Source organism: Streptomyces sp. NPDC002926 (genome assembly GCF_053591755.1).
The window spans coordinates 389013-412166 of record NZ_JBSFUK010000004.1 but is presented as its reverse complement, the minus strand read 5'-3'; the positions used below and the strand labels follow the sequence as shown (position 1 = coordinate 412166).

Below are 23154 nucleotides of genomic sequence, written 5' to 3'. Positions count from 1 at the left end.
GTCCTGAGGGTCGTCGCCCCTGCCGTGGGAGCGCTGACCGCGCCAAGGCTAACGACCGTGGTCCCAAAGAGACTTGAGCCCGGGTTTGGGCCCGCGGGCCCATGCCTTGGAGGGGCATGCTGCCTAGCGTCGGAGCCATGTCGCTTGTGGGGGTTGTTCGCCGAGTCAATCGTTGGGTGCGTAGGAGGGGCCCGCGCACCGACGCGCGGCTGCTGGGGCTGCGGAAGACGCAGTCCGGCCAGTCGGCGATCGAGTACGTGGGTCTGGTCGCCGTCGTCGTGGCGATCGTCGGGGCACTGCTGGCAACAGGTATCGGCCCCACCATCGCCGAAGGGCTCAGCACCCAGGTGTGCAAGATCACCGGCGGCGAGAACTGTGGCGGAGGTGGCGCGCCCCAGGCGCAGGACGACCAGGGCGATCACGGCGGGCGGGACGATCCGGGCGACTCCGGCGATCCCGCGTCCGACAACGGCGGCGACGACGGTCACACGACGCAGACCCAAGTCGACTACGACAAGGCGCTCAAAGAGCTCCAGGACGCCCAGACCGCGGAGAAGTCCGACCAGGACAAGGCGATCGAGGCCGCGAAAGAACTCGCGAAGATCCTCGCCGAGGAACTCGGCATCACCGACGCCCTCGACTGCATCACCAAGGGTGACATGGGCGCCTGCACCGAGACGCTCATCAATGTGCTCCTCAGTGTCATCGGTGGTGCGGTCGGGAAACTCGCGGCGAAGTACGGCGCGCCATGGAAATGGAAGAAGGCCGTCGAGCTCGTCAGGAAGCTCAAGAAGCACGGCGGAGAGCTGTACGACGGGCTGAAGGGGCTCATCAAGAACCGCAAACGGGTCGCGGATGCGGAGAAGAAGCTCGCCGACGCGAGGAAGAGGCTCGACGCCGACAAGAAGAAACCCAAGGACGGCGACAAACCGACCGCGTGTCCGGTCAGCCACAGTTTCCTGCCCGGCACACCGGTCCTGCTCGCCGGCGGCCGACGCATTCCCATCGAGACGGTACGTGTCGGCGACCGTGTCATGGCGACCGATCCGGCGAGTGGAGCGACCACCGCCCGGCAGGTCACGGACACCATCACCACCCGCGAGGACAAGGCCTTCACCCGTCTCATCGCGCGTACGCAGTCCGGTCCCGCCGTGATCACCGCGACCGACACCCACCCGTTCTGGGTGGTGGATCTCCATCGCTGGGTCGACGCGGACGACATCCGCCCCGGAGCGTTCCTTCGCACCTCGGCCGGTACCGCGGTCCAGGTCGGCGCCGTCCAGAGCTTCGTCAAGCGGCAGACCACGCACGATCTCACCGTCAGCGGTATCCACACGTACTACGTGGCGGTGGGCGACAGCTCGGCGCTCGTCCACAACAACGACTGCCTGACGAAGTACAAGCTCAAGCTGAAGACGCGTCCGGCCAACTACGGCAACCCCAGGCAGCGCGCGTACCAGCGCCGTCACGCCGGCGACACCGAGTACCAGGCCGAGGGCGGCGGCGAGAAGGTCTGGGCGGACGGCTTCGACTCCAACACCGGGGAACTGATCGACGCCAAGTTCGTCGACAAGCCCGACAGGAGCCCGTTCATCAAGGATTCCAAGGCGCCCGACTTCATCCGGGAGAAGGTGGACGCGGAGATCAACGACGAGTTCCGGAGGTACGCCGCCGTCCTCAAGGACAAGGGCACACCGGTGAACAAGCTGCGTATCGTCACGAATGATCCTCGCGCCGTGCAGTATTTCCAGGACAAGCTGCGCCAGTACGGAATCCCTGGCCAGGTTGTCGTGAAGCCGTGAGCTCGTGAAGCCGTGGCCTAGTGAAGCCGTGAGCTCGTTTAAGCGTGGAGGAGTGGACGGGATGGCGTACCTGGTGGTGTTCGACAGCGAGAAGTGGAGTGTGGGTCAGGACGCCCTCGTGTCGTCTCTGACGACCGAGTGGCCTGCGGCCGCCGTGCGGCGCAGGGAACTCGACGAGGGCGCCGAAGTCCGTGATGTCGAATGGGAGGTGCAGCGCGGTGACGAAGAGGTGGAGGGTTACACCCACGTCGACGGCCGGTGTATCTACCTCGACGGGAACATCGATCTCGTCGCAGACTTCGCTCTCTGGTACCGCAAGCTCGTTCCGAAGGAGATCGAGGTTGTCTTCTGCGACGACGGCTACAGCTTCGATGTTGCCGTCGACGAGACCTCGACGAGGGAAGAGCTGGTGGCTGCGGCAGAGGAGTGAGGCGTGAGGCGTGACGGGTGATCTGTTCAGCGTCGGCAGTGTGCCCTTCGGGGGCCGGCTGCGGGCCGAGTTGGGTGCGCTGCGCGGTGCCCGGCTGCTCGAGAGCAGTCCGCGTTCCGCCGTCTGGCAGGTTGAGCTGGGTGACGGTACGCCCGCCGTCGTGAAGCACTTGCTGGACGGCGAGGAGGCCGGGGAGCGGTACGGGCGGGAGGTGGCCGCGCTACGGCTTGCCGCCCGGGTGCGGCCGGCCGTTGTGCCGCGGGTGCTCGGGGTGGATGCCGATGCGCGGGTCGTGGTGCTGGAGTACGTGGAGCACCGGCGACCGCGCCAGGGATGGGAGGTGGAGTACGCGGGCGGGCTCGCCCGGCTGCACGCGGCGGCGGTGAGCGGGAGCGAGGGTGAGGGCGCGGGCGGCGCGGGGCTGCCGGCCTGGGCCGGGCCCGACGCGGGTGACGTCGGCTCGTTTCTCGGCTTCGCAGAGGCACTCGGGGCCGGAGTGCCAGGCGGCGTCGAGGACGAACTCCTCCAACTGCTGCCAAGACTGGGCAAGCTGAACGGACCGCGAGCACTGCTGCACGGGGATCCGTGCCCCGGCAACGATCTGCACACCCCCGACGGCATTCGTTTCATCGACTTCGAGCAGGCCTGCCTCGGCAACGGGCTCATGGAACTCGCGTATCTCCGCATCGGCTTCCCGACCTGCTGGTGTGTGACCGCCGCTCCCGGACCGCTGCTGGCCGAGGCCGAGGCGGCGTACCGCACCGCTTGGCGGTCGGCGACCGGCGCGGATGTCGAGGGTGAGCTCGTCGACGCCTGCGCGGGGTGGCTGATCCGGGGCGACGCGCTGGTCCAGCGCGCGCACCGGGGGAGTGTCGACCACCTGGCCCGGGTTCTGGACGAGGACTGGGAGTGGGGGACAGTGAGCGCGCGGGAGCGGTTGCTGCACCGGCTCGGGGTCGTGGCGCGGATGGCCGAAGGGAGCGAATCCCTGGACGGGCTCGGCCGGCTCAGCGCCGATGTGCGGCGGCGCATGCGCGAACGCTGGCCCGCCCTGAAAGCGTCTCCGGAGCGGCGGCCGTAGGGGCAGCCGGATTGGGCCCCTGGGCCCATGCGAGGGCGCGAGCACCGCTGTTAGCGTGCGGCAACGGCACCATTCACACGGGCGGGACGGGACACGGATGAGGCAGCGCACGGCAGTGGCGGCAGCGGTCCTCGCTCTGGTGGTGGGGCTTACGGCCGCCTGCGGCGGAAAGAGCGGAGCGGACGGCACCGGTGGAGACAACGCCGCCGCCGCGTCGAAGCCGACGTCCACGCCGCCCCGGCAGACCACTGCCCCCGTGACCCCCTCTCCTGAAGCTCCCGACACTCCCGGAAAAGATCTCTCCACAACCGACTTGGAGAAGGTGATCCTCGCCAAGGGTGATGTGTCCGGCTTCAACGTCGGGCCGATGGAGCCTCCGCCGCTCCAGGGCGAGACGGCCGACAAGGCCGAGTGCATTCCGATCACGGCCGTCATCAACGGCAAGCCGGAACCCGTCGCCCAAGCCTCCGTGTACCGGCAGCTCACCGGCGCCGGGGATGGCCGGCCCGCCGTCTCCGAGTTCCTCACCGCCCATGGGGCGCAGGGCGCGATGACGGTGCTCAGTCGGCTGCGGACCGCCGTCGAGGCGTGTGAGAGGGGTTTCACGTCGAGCGGCGGCGAAGGGCCGTCGGCGTACAAGAGCGTAAAGAAGCTGCCTGTCGCCAAGGTCGGGGACGATGCCTTCGCCTACCAGGTCACGGGCGACTTCGAGGGCGACTCCGTACCGCTGGTCTTTGAGGTCGTACGCTCCGGCGGCACGTTGGCCACCTTCTACACCGCGAACCTCGAGGGGCCGCAGACCCCGACGATTCCGCCGACGCTTCTCGCCGCTCAGATCGCCAAGCTCAAATAGCGGCCGAAGCGGCCGAAGCGGCCGAAGCGACCGCACAGCCGCCACGGCAGCCGAAGCCGCGAGGCGGCCCGGATTCAGAGCGCGATCGTCAGCTGTACGCCCGGACGTACGCCCCAGTCCGCCATCGCCCCCGCCTGCGATTCCAGCACATGGCGCGCTCTGAGCCGCGGCTTGCCGAGCCTGCCCGGCTTCATCGTGTGGACGTCCAGGACCCTCAACTTCTTGTCCAGATACGCCACATCGATGGCGAAGCGCATCCGGAAGGTGTGGACGCTGTTGCACGGGGTCAGCAGGATCGCGCCCTCGATACCGTTCCGCCCCAGCAGTCCGCGCCGTCGTGTCCCGTACGAAGCCGCGATCTCCACCGGGACCAGAGGATCCACCGAAACCACAGGAAGCCCCGGCCCCGGCTCCGCCACCGTCCCGTCCAGTTCGGCGATCCTCAACGACCCATTGCCATCCCGCCATTGACGCCTTCGGCCCATGGTCGTAGACCGTAGCGCCCGGCGTACGGCGATGCGCCCCGGATCACCAGGAGTGGGCCCCAGGGCCCATGACCGGGCGGGCCGAGCCCCTTACGCTCACTGCCGTGTACGCCACGCTGATCACCGTCGCCGCCCTCTGGGGCGCCGCCTCAGGGCTGCTCGTCCCGCGCGCCGCGTACCGGCTCTCCGTCGAGCCGGACGAGGCATGGCGCGACACCTGCCCCGCCGGGCACTCCTTCGCCGGGCCCGCGCAGGGCTGGCTCGGTGGTGCGCGGTGCGCGCCCTGCGCCGCCGCGGCAGTCACGGAACAACGCCACCTGCTCGTTCCTCTTGTCACCGCACTCTCCTGCGCCGCCCTCGCAGCCGCCACCGGCCCCCGCCCCGAGCTGGCCGCCTGGCTGCTGCTCGCGCCCTTCGCGGTACTTCTCGCTCTTGTCGACCGCAACGTCCACCGCTTGCCCGACCGGCTGACCCTCCCGCTCGCCGCCGCGGCCGCCGTGCTCCTCGGGTTCGCCGCGCTGCTTCCCGGCGCCGCCGGTTCCTGGCCCACCGCCCTGTTCGGCGGACTCGTCCTCGGCGCCGCCTACTTCGTGCTCTTTCTGATCCACCCGAACGGCATGGGCTTCGGCGACGTCAAACTCGCCCTCTCGCTCGGTGTAGCCCTCGGCTGGTACGGCTGGACGGTCCTCTTCGCCGGAGCCTTCGCCGGCTTTCTGCTGGGTTCGCTGTACGGGGTCGGGCTGATGGTGCTCCGTCGCGCGGGCCGCAAGACCGCGATCCCGTTCGGTCCGTTCATGATCGTGGGCGCGCTCACCGGGCTGCTGCTCGGCGGCCTCGCGGCGGGTTAGACAGCCGGGCGCAAGCCTCGGGCGCGACGGCGAGATCCCCGACCACGTCGACAGCACCACCGGGCACACGGCGACATGACAGCGTGTACATGAGGGGCCCCACGACGACTGCATGAGGGTCCCACGACGACGCGCTTTCTCATCGAGGCCGTCAAGCCGTCCAGCGTCGGATGCCCCGTCTAGCATCGGGGCGTATGCGGACATTCTCTGACAATGTGGCAACTCGGCGCGGCGTGCTGTGGTCCCTCATCCCCACTCCCTCTCCGGAAACCCGATCGCGCCCCACTGCCCGCTTCCCCGCCGCCCTTCTCCCCTGGAGCTGGGCGGCGGCGCTCTTTCTGCTCTACGCCACCGTCGCCGTACGCCGTCATATGCTGCTCCGCACGACCGGCTACGACCTCGGCATCTTCGAACAGGCCGTACGCGCGTACTCCCAACTGCGGCCGCCGATCGTCCCCTTGCGTGGCGACCACTTCAATCTGCTCGGCGACCACTTCCATCCCGCGCTCGCTGTCCTCGCCCCTCTCTACCGGCTCTGGCCGTCGCCCCTCTGTCTGCTCCTGGCCCAGTCGGCGCTGCTCGCCCTCGCCGTCGTCCCCCTGGCCCGCTGGGCTCTGCGGGAGCTCGGGCGTCGCACGGCACATGTCGTCGCCGTCGGCTACGGGCTGAGCTGGGGCATCGCCTCGGCCGCCGCCTTCGACTTCCACGAGGTCGTCCTCGCCGTACCGCTGCTCGCCTTCGCCCTGGAGGCACTGGGCCGCCGCCGCTGGGGTCCCGCCGTCGCCTGGGCGGCTCCGCTCGTCCTGATCAAGGAAGACCTGGGCCTCACGCTCGCCGCTCTCGGCTGTTACGTCGCCTGGAAGGGCCCCCGCCGTCTCGGCATCGCCACCGCCGTGGCCGGTCTGCTCGCCTCGGCCGTCGAGATCAAGCTGCTGCTGCCCGCCTTCAATCCGGGGGGTGAATACGCGCACGGTGCCAATCTCACCGAAGGCGCGCACAGCTCGCTGCTCTCCACCATCGCCTTCGCCCCGCTCGACGCACTGCGCCCGGACATCAAGGCCATGACAGTGATCCTGGTCTTCGCCCCGTCCGCGCTGCTCGCGCTGCGCTCACCACTCGCGATCCTCGCCGTGCCCACACTGACCTGGCGAATGCTGTCGCAGATCGGCTTCCACTGGGGCACGTCCTTCCACTACAGCGCCGTCCTGATGCCCATCGTCCTCGCCGGCCTCATCGACGCGCTGCGGCAGTGGCGCGGCGCGCACCATCCGCTCTCCGCCCGCCATGTCCGCGCCTCGCTCGTCACCGTGCTCGCTGTGACGGTCGTCATGCTGCCGTCGTTCCCGCTCGCCCAACTGGCCCAGCGGGCCACATGGCGCTCGACGCCCCATATCGAGGCGGCGCGCTCGCTGCTCGCAAAGATCCCGGACGGGGCGAGCGTCGCAGCCTCCAACCGCCTTGTCCCGCAGCTCACTTCACGCTGCGAGGTCGTTCTCTTCCCGACGTTCCCGGTCGACGCGAAGCTGTACGAGTACGACAAGACGCGGCTGCCGCGTCCCACCGCCGAGTGGATCATCCATGACAGCAGGGCGCCGGAGGCCTGGCCCTACCCTTCGGGCCACTGGCCCTACCCGATCGAGCAGCAGAGGGCCGAACTCGACGCCGCGCAGCGCAAGTACGGCTATGAGCGCATCGCCCAGCGCGACGGCGTCACCCTGCTACGACTCAGGCGTGCGGCCCGACCGTGACCGTACCCACCGTCAACTCGGCCCGACCTTGCAGCATTTCACCGAGGTGCTCCACCTGCTGGGCCAGCTCGCGGCGCCGGGCGGCGCCCAGCGCGTCGCCGATCGGCTCCACCGTGACCGCGATCCTCCGCCCGGACCGCCGCTGGTGCCATACCCCGGCCACAATCCCGTCGACGAGCACCACCGGGAAGTTCCCCGCCTGGCTGCCCGCCAGCGCGCGCCCGTACGCGGGGCCGGGGAAGAGCAGCTCGCGCGGTTGCGAGGCGATGGCGTACGCGTCGAAATACGGCAGCAGTCGTACACCCCGCGGCGGCTCTTCGGGGAACTCGGTGTCGCCCGCCGCGACCCAGGCCCGGCCGCCCTCGAACGCCACCTCCTCGATTCGCCCCTCACCCGCCGAGGCGGCGAACTGCTCTGTGGCCCAGCCCCTGGGCGCGGCGAGCCACTTGGCGAAGTGCGCCGGGGTGGCGGGCCCGTAGGCGCGCAGATAGCGGTGCATGAGTTCCGCCGTCGCGGCCGGGCCGTCCATCGGGGTGACGCCGGGGCTGGTGTAGGTGGCCTTGCGGCCTCGGTCGGGCGCGAATCGGAGCGCACCGCGGTGCGCGGCCGTGTGCATCGCCTGCCGCCAGCGCGGCCACTTGCCCTGGAAGGCTTCCATCACCGGGTCGGCGGCCCAGGGTCCGGTGCGCTCGACGACCGCCTCGGTCAGCTCGTCGATCGTCAGCTCCGCGCCGATGAGAGCGTCACCGACGGCCGCGACGACCTGCTCGGTCTGCTCCGCCGTCATCCGTACAGCGATGGGCATCGGGCTCGCGCCGGCCGGGATGGCGGACAGTGCGCCGGTCCACAGCGGCAGGTCGGTCGCCGCCAGCAGATGGACGGTGCCGCGTGGTCCGTAAGTCTTCACCAGGCTGCCGTCCGTCCACAGCGCCTCGCGCACGTCGGCACGCGTCGCACCGCCGTCCAGCCGCAGCGCGACGGACAGTTCGGCGGCGGACAACACCTGCGCGTGCGCTCCGAGCATCGCGGCGGCTATCCCGGCGGGGGAGGTCTTGGCCGGGGCGGTCAGTCCCTGCCGTGCGAGCCGGCGGGCGTTGGCCTGGGTCCATGTCACGCGTCGCGTCGTCATACGGATGACTCTAGGGTCCATATAGGACAGTACCTGTCCGCATGAAGCCGTTTTCCTGAGGCGGTGGTCAGCCCCCGCGGTGACGTACGGGATGGGCCACGCGCGCGACGCCGCCCCGCCGCCGCTCGGCGAGAGTGGAGACACCTTCATGGGCGGATTCTCGCCAATTAGCAGAGGGTGGCCGCAGTCTGTCGGGCCGTTGGGCCGACGCACCGTCAATGTCACGCCTGTGACCGGGGGTCCCTCGTGGGAGGGACGGCCCCAGAACATTCGCCTTGGCCGGGAACCAGCCATTTTCCCGGCCCGTGGGACAGCTTCCCAGCCGTACGCCGCATTCGGAGCGTAGTTACGGCATGGCGTGGCACTCCACACCGCTACGAAGGGTTATGGTGGAAACCCCCCCTCGGGCCGGTCCGTATCCCCCCCACGGACCGGCCCGTTTTATGTCCCCGGATGTTCCGCCGGTTGTTTCTCCGGTTGTTTCTCCGGGGGGTGGCTCAGCTCCGCCCGGCCCAGATGTTGGTGCCCTCGGTGTCCACGGCGAAGGTGTCGATCTCCTTCAACTCGTCGGCGCTCAGGGCCGGTCCGGCCAGCGCCGCGACGTTCTCCTCCAGTTGCTTCACGCTGGAGGCGCCGATCAGCGCGGAGGTCATCCGCTCGTCCCGCAGCACCCAGGCGATCGCCAGCTGCGCCAGGGACTGACCGCGCCTGACAGCGATGTCGTTCAGCCCCTTCAGCCGCCGCACGACCTCGTCGGAGAGCAGATTCGGGTCCAGGGACTTGCCCTGCGTGGCTCGCGAGCCCTCCGGGATGCCCTTGAGGTATTTGTCGGTGAGCAGTCCCTGGGCGAGCGGAACGAAGGAGATGCAGCCCATGCCGGCGCTCTCCAGCGTGTCGAGCAGTCCGTCGTCCTCGATCCAGCGGTTGATCATCGAGTACGAGGGCTGGTGGATGAGGGCCGGTACGCCCATCTCCTTCAGCAGCTGGGCCGCCTCCGCGGTCTGCTCCGCTTTGTACGACGACACACCCACGTACAGGGCCTTGCCCTGCTGCACCGCGGAGGCCAGCGCGCCCATCGTCTCCTCAAGCGGGGTGTGCGGGTCGAAGCGGTGGGAGTAGAAGATGTCGACGTGGTCCAGCCCCATCCGGTTCAGGGACGCGTCGAGCGAGGACAGCAGGTACTTCCGTGAACCCCACTCGCCGTAGGGCCCCGGGTGCATCAGATAGCCCGCCTTGGTCGAAATAACCATTTCGTCGCGGTATCGTGCGAAATCCTGTGCAAAGATCTTGCCGAAGTTGAGCTCGGCCGACCCGGGCGGCGGCCCGTAGTTGTTCGCCAGGTCGAAGTGCGTCACACCCAGGTCGAAGGCGCGCCGCAGGATCGCGCGCTGTGAGTCGAGGGCGCGGTCGTCGCCGAAGTTGTGCCAGAGGCCGAGGGAGAGCGCGGGAAGCTTCAGCCCGGAACGGCCGGTACGCCGGTACTCCATCGACTCGTAGCGGTCGGCGGCAGCTCGGTAGGAAGAGGTATCAGTCACGCAACCCTCCCTATCACGGACTTGTGACAGACCGGGTTGGGCCGCTGTGGCCCGTCCGCAGTAGTGTGGCGGCCTCGGGGACTGCCGCATGGAGGGGTTGGAAAAGTGAACCTGCGCGACCTGGTGTACGGGCTCTACGCACGCCGGGTGGAAGGCCGCCTCGACCACGCCCAGGTGCCCAAGCACATCGGTGTCATCCTCGACGGCAACCGACGCTGGGCCAAGGCGTCGGGCGGCACGGCCGAGCAGGGCCACAAGGCAGGCGCCAGCAAGATCCAGGAGCTGCTGGGCTGGTGTGCCGAGACCGATGTCGAGGTCGTCACCCTCTGGCTGCTGTCCACGGACAACCTGGACCGCCCCGAGAACGAGCTCATCCCGCTCCTCGGCATCATCGAGAACGCGGTCCGCGACCTCGCGGCGGACGGCCGCTGGCGTGTGCACCACGTCGGCACGCTCGACCTGCTGCCCGCCCGCACCCAGTCCGTACTGAAGGAAGCGGAGCAGGCCACGGTCGGCGTCGACGGAATACTCGTGAACGTCGCCGTGGGCTACGGCGGCCGACAGGAGATCGCCGACGCCGTCCGCTCCCTCCTTCTGGAGCACGCGGACAAGGGCACGAGCTTCGAGGAGCTCGCCGAGATCGTCGATGTCGAGCACATCTCCGAGCACCTCTACACACGCGGCCAGCCCGATCCCGACTTGGTCATCCGTACCAGCGGCGAGCAGCGGCTGTCCGGATTCATGCTCTGGCAGAGCGCCCATTCGGAGTACTACTTCTGTGAAGTCTTCTGGCCGGCCTTCCGCAAGGTCGACTTCCTGCGTGCGCTGCGCGACTATGCCGCGCGCCACCGCCGCTACGGCAGCTGAGGCCCCCTAGGGCCCCCCGTAGCACTGATCACCCGCTGTTCATCCACGCGTCGTCATATGCCGTGGCATGGCTGCGCATGTTCGAGGGAATACCCCTTCCAGGTCGACGTCCGATCCACGAACGTCGTATCTCAGTGAGCGGCCGAAACCGCTCGCCCGGGAGGTCCTTTGCACACGAAGGACCGCACTCCTTGTGCGGACACCGCGGAGGGCCGGAGCTCGGCCCGTGCATCGTGGCCAGAGCCCGGCCCGTCCCCTGCCTTCGGCGGGGAGACCCCATGGCCCGCGACGCCGTCGCACTGCCGACCTCATCCGAGGGGGTACGTCCTTCCGTGGTGAACAGCACAAAGCGCCGCATGCCCGACAGGCGCACCTACGTTCTCGACACCAGCGTCCTGCTGGCCGATCCGAACGCCCTGACCCGCTTCGAGGAGCACGAAGTCGTGCTCCCGATCGTGGTGATCACGGAGCTGGAAGCAAAGAGGCACCATCCGGAGCTCGGTTACTTCGCCCGGCAGGCGCTGCGCCTTCTGGATGATTTCCGTATCCGGTACGGCCGCCTCGACGCTCCCATCCCGATGGGCGACCTCGGCGGCACGCTCCGCGTCGAGCTCAATCACTCCGATCCCGGCGTCCTTCCGGCCGGCTTCCGATTGGGGGACAACGACTCACGGATTCTGGCGGTAGCGCGCAATCTGCAGGCCGAGGGGTACGACGTCACGGTCGTGTCCAAGGACCTGCCTCTCCGTATCAAGGCCTCGTCCGTCGGTTTGCTGGCGGAGGAGTACCGGGCAGAGCTGGCCATCACCGACTCCGGCTGGACCGGAATGGCCGAACTGCCCCTTTCCGCCGAACAGGTGGATCTGCTGTACGGAGAGGAGACGCTGTACATCCCCGAAGCGGCGGAACTGCCCGTCCATACCGGTCTCGTTCTGCAGTCCGAGCGCGGCAAGGCGCTGGGCCGGATCTCGGCCGAGGGCAATGTGAGGCTGGTACGGGGCGACCGGGAGGCCTTCGGCATCCACGGCCGCAGCGCGGAGCAGCGCATCGCCCTGGATCTGCTCCTCGACCAGGACGTCGGCATCGTCTCGCTGGGCGGCCGGGCCGGCACCGGCAAGTCGGCGCTCGCGCTCTGCGCGGGCCTCGAGGCGGTCCTGGAGCGCCGGCAGCACCAGAAGGTGATGGTCTTCCGGCCGCTGTACGCGGTCGGCGGGCAGGAGCTCGGCTATCTGCCGGGCACCGAGGCCGAGAAGATGAGCCCCTGGGCCCAGGCGGTCTTCGACACGCTCTCGGCCGTGGCGGGCCGTGAAGTGATCGAGGAGGTGCTCGGACGCGGCATGCTCGAGGTCCTGCCGCTCACTCATATCCGAGGCCGCTCGCTGCATGACGCGTTCGTCATCGTCGACGAGGCCCAGTCCCTGGAACGGAATGTCCTGTTGACCGTTCTGTCCCGTATCGGGGCCAATTCGCGGGTCGTCCTGACTCATGACGTGGCACAACGGGACAATCTGCGCGTCGGACGGTACGACGGAGTCGTCGCCGTGGTCGAGAAGCTGAAGGGTCATCCGCTCTTCGCGCACGTCACCCTCACCCGCTCCGAGCGCTCGCAGATCGCCGCACTCGTGACCGAAATGCTGGAGGAAGGTCAGATCTAATACGGAATGAGGCAGTTGGCGCCGCCCGGCGGAGCGCAAGAGCCTAACCGGGCGGCGCCGTGCTGTCCGCCCGTTTCCGTAAAACACCTGGCGCAAACGAGGTGTGAGCTTTCACACGCAACGAAGAATTGCCTTGCGGCGTCTGCTTCCGGCAGAGTCTTGCTTCCGTCAGGCCCCGCATACGGCACACCCGCACCTCCACAGGTGCACAGCACCACACAACTCAACACTTGCCGTCGTATGCCGCCCGCGAGCAACATGCGGCACTCCCGTCAAAGGAGTTGCCCACCGGGCCCGCGCCTCCCGTGACCCAAGCAGTGGGGAGGCCAGCGTCAGGGGCACGATTGCGCCCGCGAGGTCACCCATGCGGGAGTTGCTGGAAGGAAACCGTGTGAGCCGGATCTCGGTCCGGGGGTTCGCAGTGGCGTCAGCTACTGCGGTCACCACCGTTGGCGCCGTCGTGGGCGTTGCGTCGGGCAGCACTCAGCCCTCGAACGACAACCTCGAGGCGACCGCAGCCGACACGACGCTCCTCGCAGACATCCCCATGGGTCAGCAGGCCCAGGTGCAGGTCTCGTCCCTGACGCAGCAGGCCGACGCACAGGCCGCTGCGGCAGACGCTGCCGCGAAGAAGTCCGCGGAGGAAGCGGCCCGTATCTCGGCCGCCAAGGTCGCCGAGGCGAAGAAGGAAGCCGCCGAGGAGAAGGCCGAGCAGGAGCGCGAGGCCAAGGCGGCGCGAGCCAGCCGTGATTCGGTGCGCGAGGCCTCCACCTTCTCCGCGAAGAGCTCCTACTCCGTCGCCGAGGTCCAGGCGATCGCCCGGCAGATGATCCCTGCCGACCAGTTCCAGTGCTTCAGCAACATCGTGGACCACGAGTCCAGCTGGAACTACCAGGCGCAGAACGCCTCCTCCGGTGCATACGGTCTGGTCCAGGCACTGCCCGGCTCGAAGATGTCCTCGGCCGGCGCCGACTGGCAGACCAACCCGGCGACCCAGATCAAGTGGGGCCTGAACTACATGAACAGCCGCTACGACAGCCCCTGTGGCGCGTGGTCGTTCTGGCAGGCCAACAACTGGTACTAGGATCTGCCGGCGCTCAACTTTTCGGAGCCCCCCACCGTCCTACGGTGGGGGGCTCCGTGCGTGTACGGTCGGTCGCAAAGGCTTCCGGGGGAGTGGTGGGGGGAAGAGGAAAGATCATGTCGAGACTGCCAGGATGGCTCGCCGACCTCGGCGCCGGGCTGACCCGGATGGGCGAGCGCCTGGACGAGCACCGCAGCGAGGACGCGGACGACGATGTGCCCGTCGTCGTCCTGCCCGTTCCGGACAGCGTCCCGCCGCCGCCCGCCTACGCCCCCGCCGTCGCGGCCAGGCCCGATCCGGTCGCCGCGATCCCCTGGGGCATGCGCGTCGCGGCCGAGGCCGGCTGGCGGCTGCTCGTACTGGCAGGCACGCTCTGGGTGTTGATGCGCATCATCAGCGCCGTGCAGCTGGTGGTCCTCGCCTTTGTGGCCGCGCTGCTCGTCACCGCGATGCTCCAGCCCACCGTGGCCCGGCTGAAGAAGCTGGGTCTGCCGCGCGGGCTCGCCACCGCAGTCACCGCGATCGCGGGCTTCATCATCATGGGCCTGGTCGGCTGGTTCGTGGTCTGGCAGGTCATGGACAACCTCGACAATCTCTCCGACCGGGTCAGGGACGGAATCGAGGAACTCAAGCGCTGGCTGCTCGACAGCCCGTTCCATGTCACCGAGCAGCAGATCAACGACATAGCGAAGAACCTCAGCGACACCATCGGGACCAACACCGAGGAGATCACCTCGGCCGGTCTGCAGGGTGTGACGGTGATGGTCGAGATACTGACCGGCATCCTGCTGGCGATGTTCTCCACGCTCTTCCTGCTGTACGACGGGAAGCGCATCTGGCACTGGGTGCTCAAGCTGGTCCCGGCCCAGGCCCGCGAGGGAGTCGCCGGAGCGGGGCCACGCGCCTGGCGGACGCTGACCGCGTACGTCCGCGGCACGGTGATAGTGGCGCTGATCGACGCGATCTTCATCGGCCTCGGCATCTACTTCCTCGACGTCCCGATGGCCGTACCGCTGGCCGTGTTCATCTTCCTGTTCGCCTTCATCCCACTGGTCGGCGCGGTCGTCTCCGGCGCGCTCGCGGTGGTCGTCGCGCTGGTCACCCAGGGCGTGTTCACCGCGCTGATGGTGCTGATCGTCGTCCTCGCGGTGCAGCAGCTCGAGGGCCATGTGCTGCAGCCCTTCATCCTGGGCCGCGCGGTCCGTGTGCACCCGCTCGCCGTCGTCCTCGCGGTCGCGGCCGGCGGACTGATCGCCGGGATCGGTGGCGCGGTGGTGGCGGTGCCGCTGGTGGCGGTGACCAATACGGTGGTCGGCTATCTGCGCGCCTACGGCAAGGAGCAGACTCTGCGGGCCTCACCGCAGCCGCACGGCGCTACGGCGGTCGAGGCCGAGCCGACGCCGGCCCCGGCGCCCCCCACGCCGACCCCGTCGCCGGCGCCCGCCGTGGCCGGGGAGGTACCGGAGTGATGTCCGGGCCGCAACCGGTGAGGGACACGAGTCCCCGGCCTTCCTGCGGACGTCCCCGGCCCTCCTGCGGACGCGCATGACCGAGCTCAAGAGCTGATGGCAGCGGCAGACGAAAGGGTCCCCGCCGACCGGAGTCGGCGGGGACCCTTCGTACGCGTACCTCGGCGGACTACCCGGCCGGCGCGACTACCGCGGTCAGCGCGGCTTCCGCGTCCAGCGTCGTGCCCACGGCCTGGATCACCGCAGCGATCTTGAAGGCCTCCTGGATCGTCTCGCGGTCCACGCCGGCCTTGCGGAGCACCTGCTCGTGGGAGTCGAGACACTGGCCGCAGCCGTTGATGGCGGAGACGGCGAGCGACCACAGCTCGAAGTCGACCTTCTCCACGCCCGGGTTGCCGATGACGTTCATCCGCAGACCGGCGCGCAGCGTCCCGTACTCCGGGTCCGACAGCAGGTGCCGGGTCCGGTAGAAGACGTTGTTCATCGCCATGACCGCGGCGGCGGACTTGGCGGCGGTGTACGCCTCGGGGGAGAGGTTGGTCCTGGCCTCGGGCTCGAGCTCGCGCAGCACCTTCGGCGAGCGCGAGGCGATCGCGCAGGCCAGGACGGTGCCCCAGAGCTGCTGTTGCGGCAGCTCGCTGTTGCCGATCACCGACCCGAGGTTCAGCTTCAGGTCCTTGGCGTAGTCCGGTACCGAAGCCTTGAGTTCATCGAGAGACACTCGGATCACTCGCCCGACAGCAGCGCGACGGGGTCGAGGGTGTTCTCGCCCTTGGTCCAGTTGCACGGGCACAGCTCATCGGTCTGCAGGGCGTCGAGCACCCGCAGGACCTCCTTGGGGTTACGGCCGACCGAGCCGGCGGTCACCATGGTGAACTGGATCTCGTTGTTCGGGTCGACGATGAAGACGGCGCGCTGCGCGTAGCCGTCCTCGCCCTCTATGCCGAGGTCGCGCATCAGCTCGTGCTTGGAGTCGGCCAGCATCGGGAAGGGCAGGTCACGCAGGTCCGCGTGATCCTTGCGCCAGGCGTGGTGGACGAACTCGGAGTCGCCGGAGAACCCGAGGATCTGGGCGTCACGGTCGGCGAACTCGTCGTTCAGCTTGCCGAACGCGGCGATCTCGGTCGGACAGACGAAGGTGAAGTCCTTGGGCCACGCGAAAACGACCTTCCACTTGCCCTCGTAGGACTTGTGGTTGATCTCCTCGAACTCCTTGCCGGTCTCCAGCGAGACACAGGCAGTCAGTTCGAACGTGGGGAACTGGTCACCAACAGTGAGCACACGCTCTCCTTGCAGAATGGAATTCCCCTGTGGGGTCTTTCCGGGGGGTTGGACGGATCTTGATAGTGGCACAGAGTGCATTGATCACGGAAATAGCTAGACTGGGTCATCGCGATCGGAGGTGCCTATCAGTGGCCATTGGTAATGTCGGTAATGCCGTAAATAAGGGGAATCCCAGAGGTAAGCAGCCCAGCCTGGCGCAGCTGCGCGCGTTCGCGGCCGTGGCCGAGCATCTGCACTTCCGGGACGCCGCGGCAGCAATCGGGATGAGTCAGCCCGCCCTCTCCGGTGCCGTATCGGCGCTGGAGGAGGCACTCGGTGTCCAGCTTCTGGAGCGTACGACCCGCAAGGTGCTGCTCTCGTCGGCCGGAGAGCGGCTCGCGGTGCGGACCAAGGCCGTGCTGGACGCGGTCGGTGACCTGCTGGAGGAGGCCGATGCGGTGCGCGCTCCCTTCACCGGGGTGCTCCGGCTCGGCGTGATTCCGACCGTGGCCCCGTATCTGCTGCCGACCGTGCTGCGCCTGGTGCACGAGAAGTACCCGGACCTCGACCTCCAGGTCCACGAGGAACAGACCTCCTCGCTGCGGGAGGGACTCGCGGCGGGGCGGCTCGATCTGCTTCTGCTCGCTGTGCCGCTCGGGGTCCCGGGCGTGACCGAGCTGCCGCTGTTCGACGAGGACTTTGTGCTGGTCACGCCCGAGGACCACTGGCTGGGCGGTCGCCAGGACATCCCCCGCGAGGCGCTGCGTGAACTGCATCTGCTGCTGCTCGACGAGGGCCACTGCCTGCGCGACCAGGCGCTCGACATCTGCCGGGAGGCCGGCCGTACCGACGGCGCTCCGGTGTCGACGACGGCCGCGGGCCTGTCCACGCTGGTGCAGCTGGTCGCCGGCGGGCTCGGAGTGACGCTGCTGCCGCGCACGGCGGTCGAGGTGGAGACGGGCCGGGCCGGCCGGCTGCAGACGGCGTACTTCGCCGAGCCCGCCCCCGCGCGCCGTATCGCCCTGGCGATGCGCGCGGGCGCGGCACGCCAGGGCGAATTCGAGGAGTTCGCACAGGCACTGCGGGACGCGATGCGCGCGCTGCCGGTGCGGGTGCTCGGCTGACCGCTCCCTACTCCCCGGACTGCGTGGCTCCGGGCCCGCGCGCAGGCCCTCCCGCTACTCCGTACGCAGTCCGTCCGGGCGCATCATGCGCCACAGCGGCGGCAGGCTGAGCGCGGTCACCAGCAGGATCAGCGCGGCTCCCACCCCGGTGACCGGCAGGAAGGCCCACCGGTCGGCGACCTGCTTGTCGACCAGCTCGAGCAGGACAAGACCGAGCCCGATGCCGCCGGTGACCGCGAGAGCGAGGCCCAGCGCGATCGGCACGGCCGTCTGCCACAGCACCGACCAGCTCAGCGTGGCGCGCCGGGTGCCGAAGGCCACCAGCACCGACAGCAGCCGCTTACGGTCGCGGAGCTGCTCCAGGGTGGAGACGAGCATCGACGCGGCGATCAGCAGCATCGTCGCGGTCGCGCCGACGAACAGACCCGTGCGCACGCTGGAGAACTGGCTGTCACGCTTGAAGTTCTGCAGCGTGGAGACGCTGGTCAGCGGGTGTACCGGCTCCTACTCCGCGTCCCCGTCAGGTGCCCGCCCCGGCGGCCGGCCCCGCCGGGGGATCGGGCCGGCGCCGCCCGGCAGCCGGCCGGCGTCTGCCAGGGCGCGGCGGAGGATGAACTCGATCTGCGCGTTCGCGCTGCGCAGCTCGTCCGACGCCCACCGCGCCACCGCGTCGTACACCGCCGGATCCAGCCGCAGCAGCACCTGCTTCCGCTCGGACGCCGGCTTCCGCTCGGGTGGCGTCACTGGTAGAGCGAGCCTGTGTTGAGGACAGGTTGCGGCGCGCGGTCTCCGCACAGCACCACCATCAGGTTCGACACCATGGCCGCCTTGCGCTCCGTGTCGAGCTCGACGATGTCCTGTTCCGCGATCCTGGCCAGTGCCGCCTCGACCATGCCCACCGCTCCGTCCACGATCTGCCGCCGCGCCGCCACCACCGCGCCCGCCTGCTGGCGCTGCAGCATCGCCGAGGCGATCTCCGGGGCGTACGCGAGATGTGTGAAGCGCGACTCGATGATGTGCACGCCCGCGGCCTCCACGCGCGCGTGCAGCTCGACGGCCAGCTTCTCGGTGATCTCCTCCGCGTTGCCGCGCAGCGACAGGCCGTCCTCCTCGTGCGCGTCGTAGGGGTACTCGATCGCGATATGCCGCACTGCCGCCTCCGTCTGGGTGGAGACGAACTCCAGGAAGTCGTCCACCTCGAACATCGCCTGCGCCGTGTCCTCGACCTTCCATACGACCACCGCGGCCAGCTCGATCGGGTTGCCGTACGCGTCGTTCACCTTCAGAACCGCGGTCTCGTGGTTCCGTACCCGCGTCGAGATCTTGACCCGCGAGGTGAACGGGTTGACCCAACGCAGGCCGTCCGTACGGATCGTGCCCCGGTAGCGCCCGAAGAGCTGGACCACCCGCGCCTCGCCCGGCGCGACCGTGTTCAGTCCGCACATCGCGATGAACGCGGCGACCGCGACCAGGACGCCGGGCAGGATCAGCGCCACCTTCGCGCCGGTCGGGCCGACCGCCGAGCCGGCGACGATCAGCACGACCCCGACGGCTATTCCGAGCAGACCGAGCAGCAGGGCGGCGCCCCCGCCGATGCTGTGCGCCGGAACTTCACGAACCTGTGGCGCCGGCATCTGTGGCACGTCTTCCGCGGTCGCTGTGCTGGTGGCAGGCATGATCGCTCCCCGTTTCCCGGGTCGGCGACAGCCGCCGACCTTCTAGCAAAGTGATATCACTTTAACTGGCATCGCAACCCTGTGCACGTCTCATGAGTCGGTTCCATGAGACGGGGTGCTGATTCTCACGTCCGGAAAAGACCGGATCGATGGCCCTTTGTCTGAGTGAGCGGTGTTAGCTTTCTGAGCTGATTCCGGCCCGACGCCGGGCCGACCACGGCAAGCACGGCAAGCACGGCAAGCACGACCAGCGACGACAGTGACTACGAGCGGAGCAGCGAAGCGATGGGCCGAGCGGAAGCGCGACAGGCCCGGCAGCGCGGGGCGCGCCGGGCGAAGAAAGCAAAGCCCACTGGCATACGGCGCTTCTTCACCTGGAAGAAGCTGCTCGGTACTTTCTTCGGCCTCTGCCTGCTGGTGATGAGCGCCTTCTTCGTGATCTATCTGCTCGTTCCCGTGCCCGAGGCCAACGCCCAGGCCGAGATGCAGAGCAACGTCTACAAGTACAGCGACGGCAAGATTCTCACCCGAACCGGCAAGATCAACCGGGAGATCGTCGGGCTCGAGAAGATCCCCAAGGAAGTCCAGAACACCTTCGTCGCCGCCGAGAACAAGACGTTCTTCAAGGACTCCGGAGTCGACTTCAAGGGCACCGCCCGCGGCCTGATGAACACCCTCACGGGCAAGGGCAAGCAGGGCGGCTCGACCATCACCCAGCAGTACGTCAAGAACTACTACCTGAACCAGGACCAGACGGTCACCCGCAAGCTCAAAGAGCTGGTGATCTCGCTCAAGGTCGACCAGAAGAAGGAAAAGCCCGAGATCCTCGCCGGGTACATCAACACCAGCTACTACGGGCGCAGCGCGTACGGCATCCAGGCCGCGGCCCAGGCGTACTACCGCAAGGACGCCAAGGACCTGAACGTCGCCGAGGGCGCGTACCTCGCCGCCCTCCTCCAGGCCCCGAGCCAGTACGACTGGGCGGTCGCCTCGGACACCGGCAAGAAGCTGGTCAGGGAGCGCTGGAACTACGTACTCGACAACATGGTCGAAGAGGGCTGGCTGGACTCGGGCAAGCGAACCGGTCTGAAGTTCCCCGTGCCGAAGGAGCCGAGGGCCGCCCCCGGCATGGAGGGCCAGACCGGCTATCTCGTCGACGCGGCCAACGCCGAGCTCGAGCGCCACAACGTCAGCGAGGAGGAGATCAAGGCCGGCGGCTGGACGATCACCCTCAACATCGACGAGAAGCGCCAGAAGGCACTGGTCAAGGCGGTCGACAAGCAACTCGAAGAGAAGCTGGACCGCAAGAAGGACAAGGCCCAGGCGACCGTCCAGGCGGGCGCGACCTCGGTCGACCCGAAGACCGGCCATGTCGTCGCGCTCTACGGCGGCGCCGGAGCCACCGAGCACTGGCTGTCCAACGCCACCCGCCGCGACTACCAGCCCGCATCGACCTTCAAGCCGGTCGTTCTCGCCTCGGCCCTCGAGAACGGGGCCGAGACCCAGGACGGCGCGAAGATCGGCCTCAACACCAAGTACGACGGCACCAGCAAGCGGCCCGTCGTGGGCAGCGACGTCCCCTTCGCCCCGGAGAACGAGGACGACAAGGACTACGGCCCGGTCAGCGTCCAGCGGGCGACGAACAGCTCGATCAACTCCGTCTTCGCGCAGATGATCGTGGACGTCACCCCGGCGAAGGCGAAGAAGACCGCGCTCGACCTCGGTATGAAGGACGGCAAGGGCTGGCCGGAGCAGCCCGCGATGTCGCTCGGCACGATGGGGGCCTCCACCTGGGACATGGCCGGGGTGTACGCGACCTTCGACAACCATGGCAAGAAGGTCACGCCGACCATCGTGCAGTCCGCCGAGCACCAGGTCCGTGAGGCCGATCTCAAGGACCAGACCGCCGGTGGCCAGGTGGTCAGTCGTGAGGCGGCTGACACCACGACAGCGGCCATGACGGGCGTCGTGAAGTCCGGTTCGGGCGTCAACGCGGCCGGCGACTACGAGGCCGCGGGAAAGACCGGCACCTCGGAGAACAACCGCTCGGCCTGGTTCGTGGGCTACACCCCCGAACTGGTCACCGCCGTCGCCCTGTTCGGAGAGGACCCCAAGGGCGGGCAGGTCACGCTGAGCAACACCGTCAACGAGGGCCGCGCCAACGGTGGTGGCGTCCCGGCGAAGATCTGGAAGCAGTACACGACGGGCGCCCTCGACGACGAGGCCGCCGCCGCCGAGTTCGACCTGGAGATCGAGGAGGGCGCGACGGTGGAACCGGACCCGACTCCGACGGAGACCCCGTCCGAGACGCCCTCGCAGACCCCTTCGGAGACGCCGACGGACGATCCGACGCAGACGCCGACCAGGACGCCGACGCAGACGCCGACCAGGACGCCTTCGGACGATCCGACACTGACACCGTCGGATCCGCCGAGCTTCACCCCGCCGACCGACCCGGGCGGTGACCCCGGCGGGACACAGGGTGCCGACGGCAGAGTCAAGCCCTGACGGCAACCTCGTGCGCTGGCCGCAGTCTCAGGCCCTGACGCAACCTCAGGCGACACGTACGACCGTGCCCGCGGTACCCGTTTCCGGGTCCGCGGGCACGGTCGTACTCGCTGTCAGCCGCCGTTCACCTTGTTGGCGACACGGTCGCCGATCTTCTTGTCGATATTGCGCCAGTACTGCAGCGCCCGGTCCACGACCGGCCGGGTCACGCCGTCGCTCAGATGCCCGCTGACGTTCGACACCAGCCGGTCACGGGCCTCGTCGTCCAGCACCTGACGGACCATGGTGCCCGGCTGGCCCCAGTCGTCGTCCTCGCGGTGCGGCTTGTACGCCTCGCGCACCAGCTCTCCGGCGGCCTCCCAGCTCGCCGGTTCGCCGTAGCGCTGGTAGTCGGCGGCGGGACCGCCGTAGGAGTTGGGCGCGTACGGCCTCGCCGCGTTCGACGGCACGTACCGCATCGGGCCGTCCTTGGCGTACGAGTTCACCGGCGCGTGCGACCGGTTGGGCGGCAGCTGGGCGTAGTTCGGGCCGATCCGGTACCGGTGGGTGTCCGGATAGGAGAAGAGCCGGCCGAGCAGCATCTTGTCCGGCGAGGGACCGATACCCGGCACCATGTTCGACGGTTCGAAGGCGGCCTGCTCGATGTGGATGAAGTAGTCCTCCGGATTCCTGTTGAGCGTCATCCGGCCGACGTCGATCAGGGGGTAGTCGCCGTGCGGCCACACCTTGGTCAGGTCGAAGGGGTTGAAGCGATAGTCGGCCGCGTCCTCGAACGGCATGATCTGGACCTTGAGGCTCCAGGTCGGCGCGTCGCCGGACTCGATCGACTCGTACAGATCGCGCCGGTGCTTGTCCGCGTCCGCGCCGGCCAGCTCGTCGGCCTCGGCCTGCGTGAGGAAGTCGATGCCCTGGTCGGTCTTGAAGTGGTACTTCACCCAGAACCGCTCGCCACCGCCGTTGATCCACATATAGGTGTGGGAGCTGTAGCCGTTCATATGACGGTAGGTCTTCGGGATGCCGCGGTCGCCCATCAGCCATGTCACCTGGTGCGCGGACTCGGGGGACAGTGTCCAGAAGTCCCACTGCATGTCGTTGTTGCGCAGCCCGGTGGCCGGGTGGCGCTTCTGGGACCTGATGAAGTCCTGGAACTTGATCGTGTCGCGTACGAAGAAGACCGGCGTGTTGTTGCCGACCATGTCGTAGTTGCCGTGTTCGGTGTAGAACTTCAGCGCGAAGCCGCGCGGGTCACGCCAGGTGTCGGGGGAGCCCTGCTCACCCGCGACCGTGGAGAAGCGGGCCAGCATCTCGGTGCGTTTGCCCGGCTGGAAGAGGTCCGCCCTGGTGAACTGGCTGACGTCATTGGTGACTTCGAAGGTGCCGTACGCCCCCGCACCCTTCGCATGCACCACCCGCTCGGGGACCCGCTCCCGGTTGAACTGGGCCATCTTCTCGATGAGGTAGTGGTCCTGGAGCAGGATCGGGCCGTCGGCTCCCACGGTGAGCGAATGCTCGTCGCTCTCCACCGGGATGCCTGCATTGTTGGTCGTGTACGAGGCCTTCGGGGATAACTCGGTCACGAGCGTCCTCCCGTCGATAG

The 23154-nt window shown here is 68.5% G+C and carries 20 protein-coding genes and 1 pseudogene; 12 read left to right on the top strand and 9 right to left on the bottom strand.

Going from position 1 to position 23154, the window contains the following annotated elements:
- Positions 1 to 176: 176 nt before the first annotated feature.
- The 4 genes from ACWDZ6_RS10990 (at position 177) to ACWDZ6_RS10975 (ending at position 4166) form a co-directional block, all read left to right on the top strand.
- Positions 177 to 1802, top strand: coding sequence for a restriction endonuclease fold toxin-2 domain-containing protein (locus tag ACWDZ6_RS10990; protein ID WP_451502604.1), 1626 nt, complete (start codon positions 177 to 179; stop codon positions 1800 to 1802).
- 61 nt (positions 1803 to 1863) lie between these two features.
- A complete protein-coding gene (locus tag ACWDZ6_RS10985; protein WP_351452252.1) occupies positions 1864 to 2232 on the top strand; it encodes a hypothetical protein in 369 nt (122 codons plus the stop codon).
- A 10-nt stretch (positions 2233 to 2242) separates the two neighbouring features.
- The gene (locus ACWDZ6_RS10980; protein WP_451502603.1) at positions 2243 to 3313 is read left to right on the top strand and encodes a phosphotransferase family protein; all 1071 of its coding nucleotides are present in this window, start codon (positions 2243 to 2245) and stop codon (positions 3311 to 3313) included.
- A 97-nt stretch (positions 3314 to 3410) separates the two neighbouring features.
- Entirely contained in the window at positions 3411 to 4166 is a 756-nt protein-coding gene (locus tag ACWDZ6_RS10975; RefSeq protein WP_451502602.1) for a hypothetical protein, read from the top strand.
- A 74-nt stretch (positions 4167 to 4240) separates the two neighbouring features.
- Here ACWDZ6_RS10975 and ACWDZ6_RS10970 read toward each other — a convergent pair whose 3' ends face one another.
- Positions 4241 to 4651: a DUF192 domain-containing protein gene (locus ACWDZ6_RS10970; RefSeq protein WP_451502601.1), complete on the bottom strand. Its 411-nt coding sequence runs from the start codon at positions 4649 to 4651 to the stop codon at positions 4241 to 4243.
- 104 nt (positions 4652 to 4755) lie between these two features.
- On the opposite strand from ACWDZ6_RS10970, the gene ACWDZ6_RS10965 reads away from it, so the two are divergent.
- Together ACWDZ6_RS10965 and ACWDZ6_RS10960 are read left to right on the top strand one after the other, a co-directional pair.
- On the top strand, positions 4756 to 5499 hold the full coding sequence (locus tag ACWDZ6_RS10965; protein WP_451502600.1) for a prepilin peptidase: 744 nt from the start codon (positions 4756 to 4758) through the stop codon (positions 5497 to 5499).
- Between the two features lie 194 nt (positions 5500 to 5693).
- The gene (locus ACWDZ6_RS10960; RefSeq protein ID WP_451502599.1) at positions 5694 to 7247 is read left to right on the top strand and encodes a DUF2079 domain-containing protein; all 1554 of its coding nucleotides are present in this window, start codon (positions 5694 to 5696) and stop codon (positions 7245 to 7247) included.
- Here ACWDZ6_RS10960 and ACWDZ6_RS10955 read toward each other — a convergent pair.
- Both ACWDZ6_RS10955 and mgrA read right to left on the bottom strand, forming a co-directional pair.
- Entirely contained in the window at positions 7225 to 8376 is a 1152-nt protein-coding gene (locus tag ACWDZ6_RS10955; RefSeq protein WP_451502598.1) for a winged helix DNA-binding domain-containing protein, read from the bottom strand. The two genes, ACWDZ6_RS10960 and ACWDZ6_RS10955, sit on opposite strands and share 23 nt — an antisense overlap.
- Positions 8377 to 8873: 497 nt before the next feature.
- Positions 8874 to 9911, bottom strand: a complete 1038-nt coding sequence (gene mgrA, locus ACWDZ6_RS10950) for an L-glyceraldehyde 3-phosphate reductase (protein ID WP_451502597.1) — start codon at positions 9909 to 9911, stop codon at positions 8874 to 8876.
- 105 nt (positions 9912 to 10016) lie between these two features.
- On the opposite strand from mgrA, the gene ACWDZ6_RS10945 reads away from it, so the two are divergent.
- From ACWDZ6_RS10945 to ACWDZ6_RS10930, 4 genes are all read left to right on the top strand, one after another.
- The gene (locus ACWDZ6_RS10945; protein WP_451502596.1) at positions 10017 to 10778 is read left to right on the top strand and encodes an isoprenyl transferase; all 762 of its coding nucleotides are present in this window, start codon (positions 10017 to 10019) and stop codon (positions 10776 to 10778) included.
- Positions 10779 to 11110: 332 nt separating this feature from the next.
- On the top strand, positions 11111 to 12433 hold the full coding sequence (locus ACWDZ6_RS10940) for a PhoH family protein (protein WP_451502692.1): 1323 nt from the start codon (positions 11111 to 11113) through the stop codon (positions 12431 to 12433).
- 391 nt (positions 12434 to 12824) lie between these two features.
- The gene (locus tag ACWDZ6_RS10935) at positions 12825 to 13517 is read left to right on the top strand and encodes an aggregation-promoting factor C-terminal-like domain-containing protein (protein WP_451502595.1); all 693 of its coding nucleotides are present in this window, start codon (positions 12825 to 12827) and stop codon (positions 13515 to 13517) included.
- 116 nt (positions 13518 to 13633) lie between these two features.
- Positions 13634 to 14986, top strand: coding sequence for an AI-2E family transporter (locus ACWDZ6_RS10930; protein WP_451502594.1), 1353 nt, complete (start codon positions 13634 to 13636; stop codon positions 14984 to 14986).
- 169 nt (positions 14987 to 15155) lie between these two features.
- Here the strand turns inward: ACWDZ6_RS10930 and ACWDZ6_RS10925 are convergent, their stop codons facing one another.
- Together ACWDZ6_RS10925 and ACWDZ6_RS10920 are read right to left on the bottom strand one after the other, a co-directional pair.
- Positions 15156 to 15707: an alkyl hydroperoxide reductase gene (locus ACWDZ6_RS10925; protein WP_451502691.1), complete on the bottom strand. Its 552-nt coding sequence runs from the start codon at positions 15705 to 15707 to the stop codon at positions 15156 to 15158.
- 5 nt (positions 15708 to 15712) lie between these two features.
- The gene (locus tag ACWDZ6_RS10920) at positions 15713 to 16267 is read right to left on the bottom strand and encodes a peroxiredoxin (RefSeq protein ID WP_326652300.1); all 555 of its coding nucleotides are present in this window, start codon (positions 16265 to 16267) and stop codon (positions 15713 to 15715) included.
- Between the two features lie 131 nt (positions 16268 to 16398).
- Between ACWDZ6_RS10920 and ACWDZ6_RS10915 the strand changes: the two genes are divergently transcribed.
- Complete coding sequence (locus ACWDZ6_RS10915) at positions 16399 to 17373, top strand: hydrogen peroxide-inducible genes activator (RefSeq protein ID WP_389174815.1); 975 nt, start codon at positions 16399 to 16401, stop codon at positions 17371 to 17373.
- Positions 17374 to 17427: 54 nt separating this feature from the next.
- Here ACWDZ6_RS10915 and ACWDZ6_RS10910 read toward each other — a convergent pair.
- The 3 genes and pseudogenes from ACWDZ6_RS10910 to ACWDZ6_RS10900 all read right to left on the bottom strand — a co-directional run.
- A pseudogene (locus ACWDZ6_RS10910) lies at positions 17428 to 17811 on the bottom strand (FtsX-like permease family protein); the annotation flags it as partial.
- Positions 17812 to 17877: 66 nt separating this feature from the next.
- A complete protein-coding gene (locus tag ACWDZ6_RS10905) occupies positions 17878 to 18168 on the bottom strand; it encodes a hypothetical protein (protein WP_451502593.1) in 291 nt (96 codons plus the stop codon).
- Positions 18114 to 19049, bottom strand: a complete 936-nt coding sequence (locus ACWDZ6_RS10900; protein ID WP_451502592.1) for an SPFH domain-containing protein — start codon at positions 19047 to 19049, stop codon at positions 18114 to 18116. Before ACWDZ6_RS10900 ends, ACWDZ6_RS10905 begins: the two co-directional genes overlap by 55 nt.
- Before the next feature lie 285 nt (positions 19050 to 19334).
- Here ACWDZ6_RS10900 and ACWDZ6_RS10895 point away from each other — a divergent pair, with 285 nt between their 5' ends.
- Positions 19335 to 21557, top strand: a complete 2223-nt coding sequence (locus tag ACWDZ6_RS10895) for a transglycosylase domain-containing protein (RefSeq protein ID WP_451502591.1) — start codon at positions 19335 to 19337, stop codon at positions 21555 to 21557.
- A 113-nt stretch (positions 21558 to 21670) separates the two neighbouring features.
- On the opposite strand, the gene ACWDZ6_RS10890 is transcribed toward ACWDZ6_RS10895, so the two are convergent.
- Entirely contained in the window at positions 21671 to 23134 is a 1464-nt protein-coding gene (locus tag ACWDZ6_RS10890) for a catalase (RefSeq protein ID WP_451502590.1), read from the bottom strand.
- Positions 23135 to 23154: the final 20 nt, after the last annotated feature.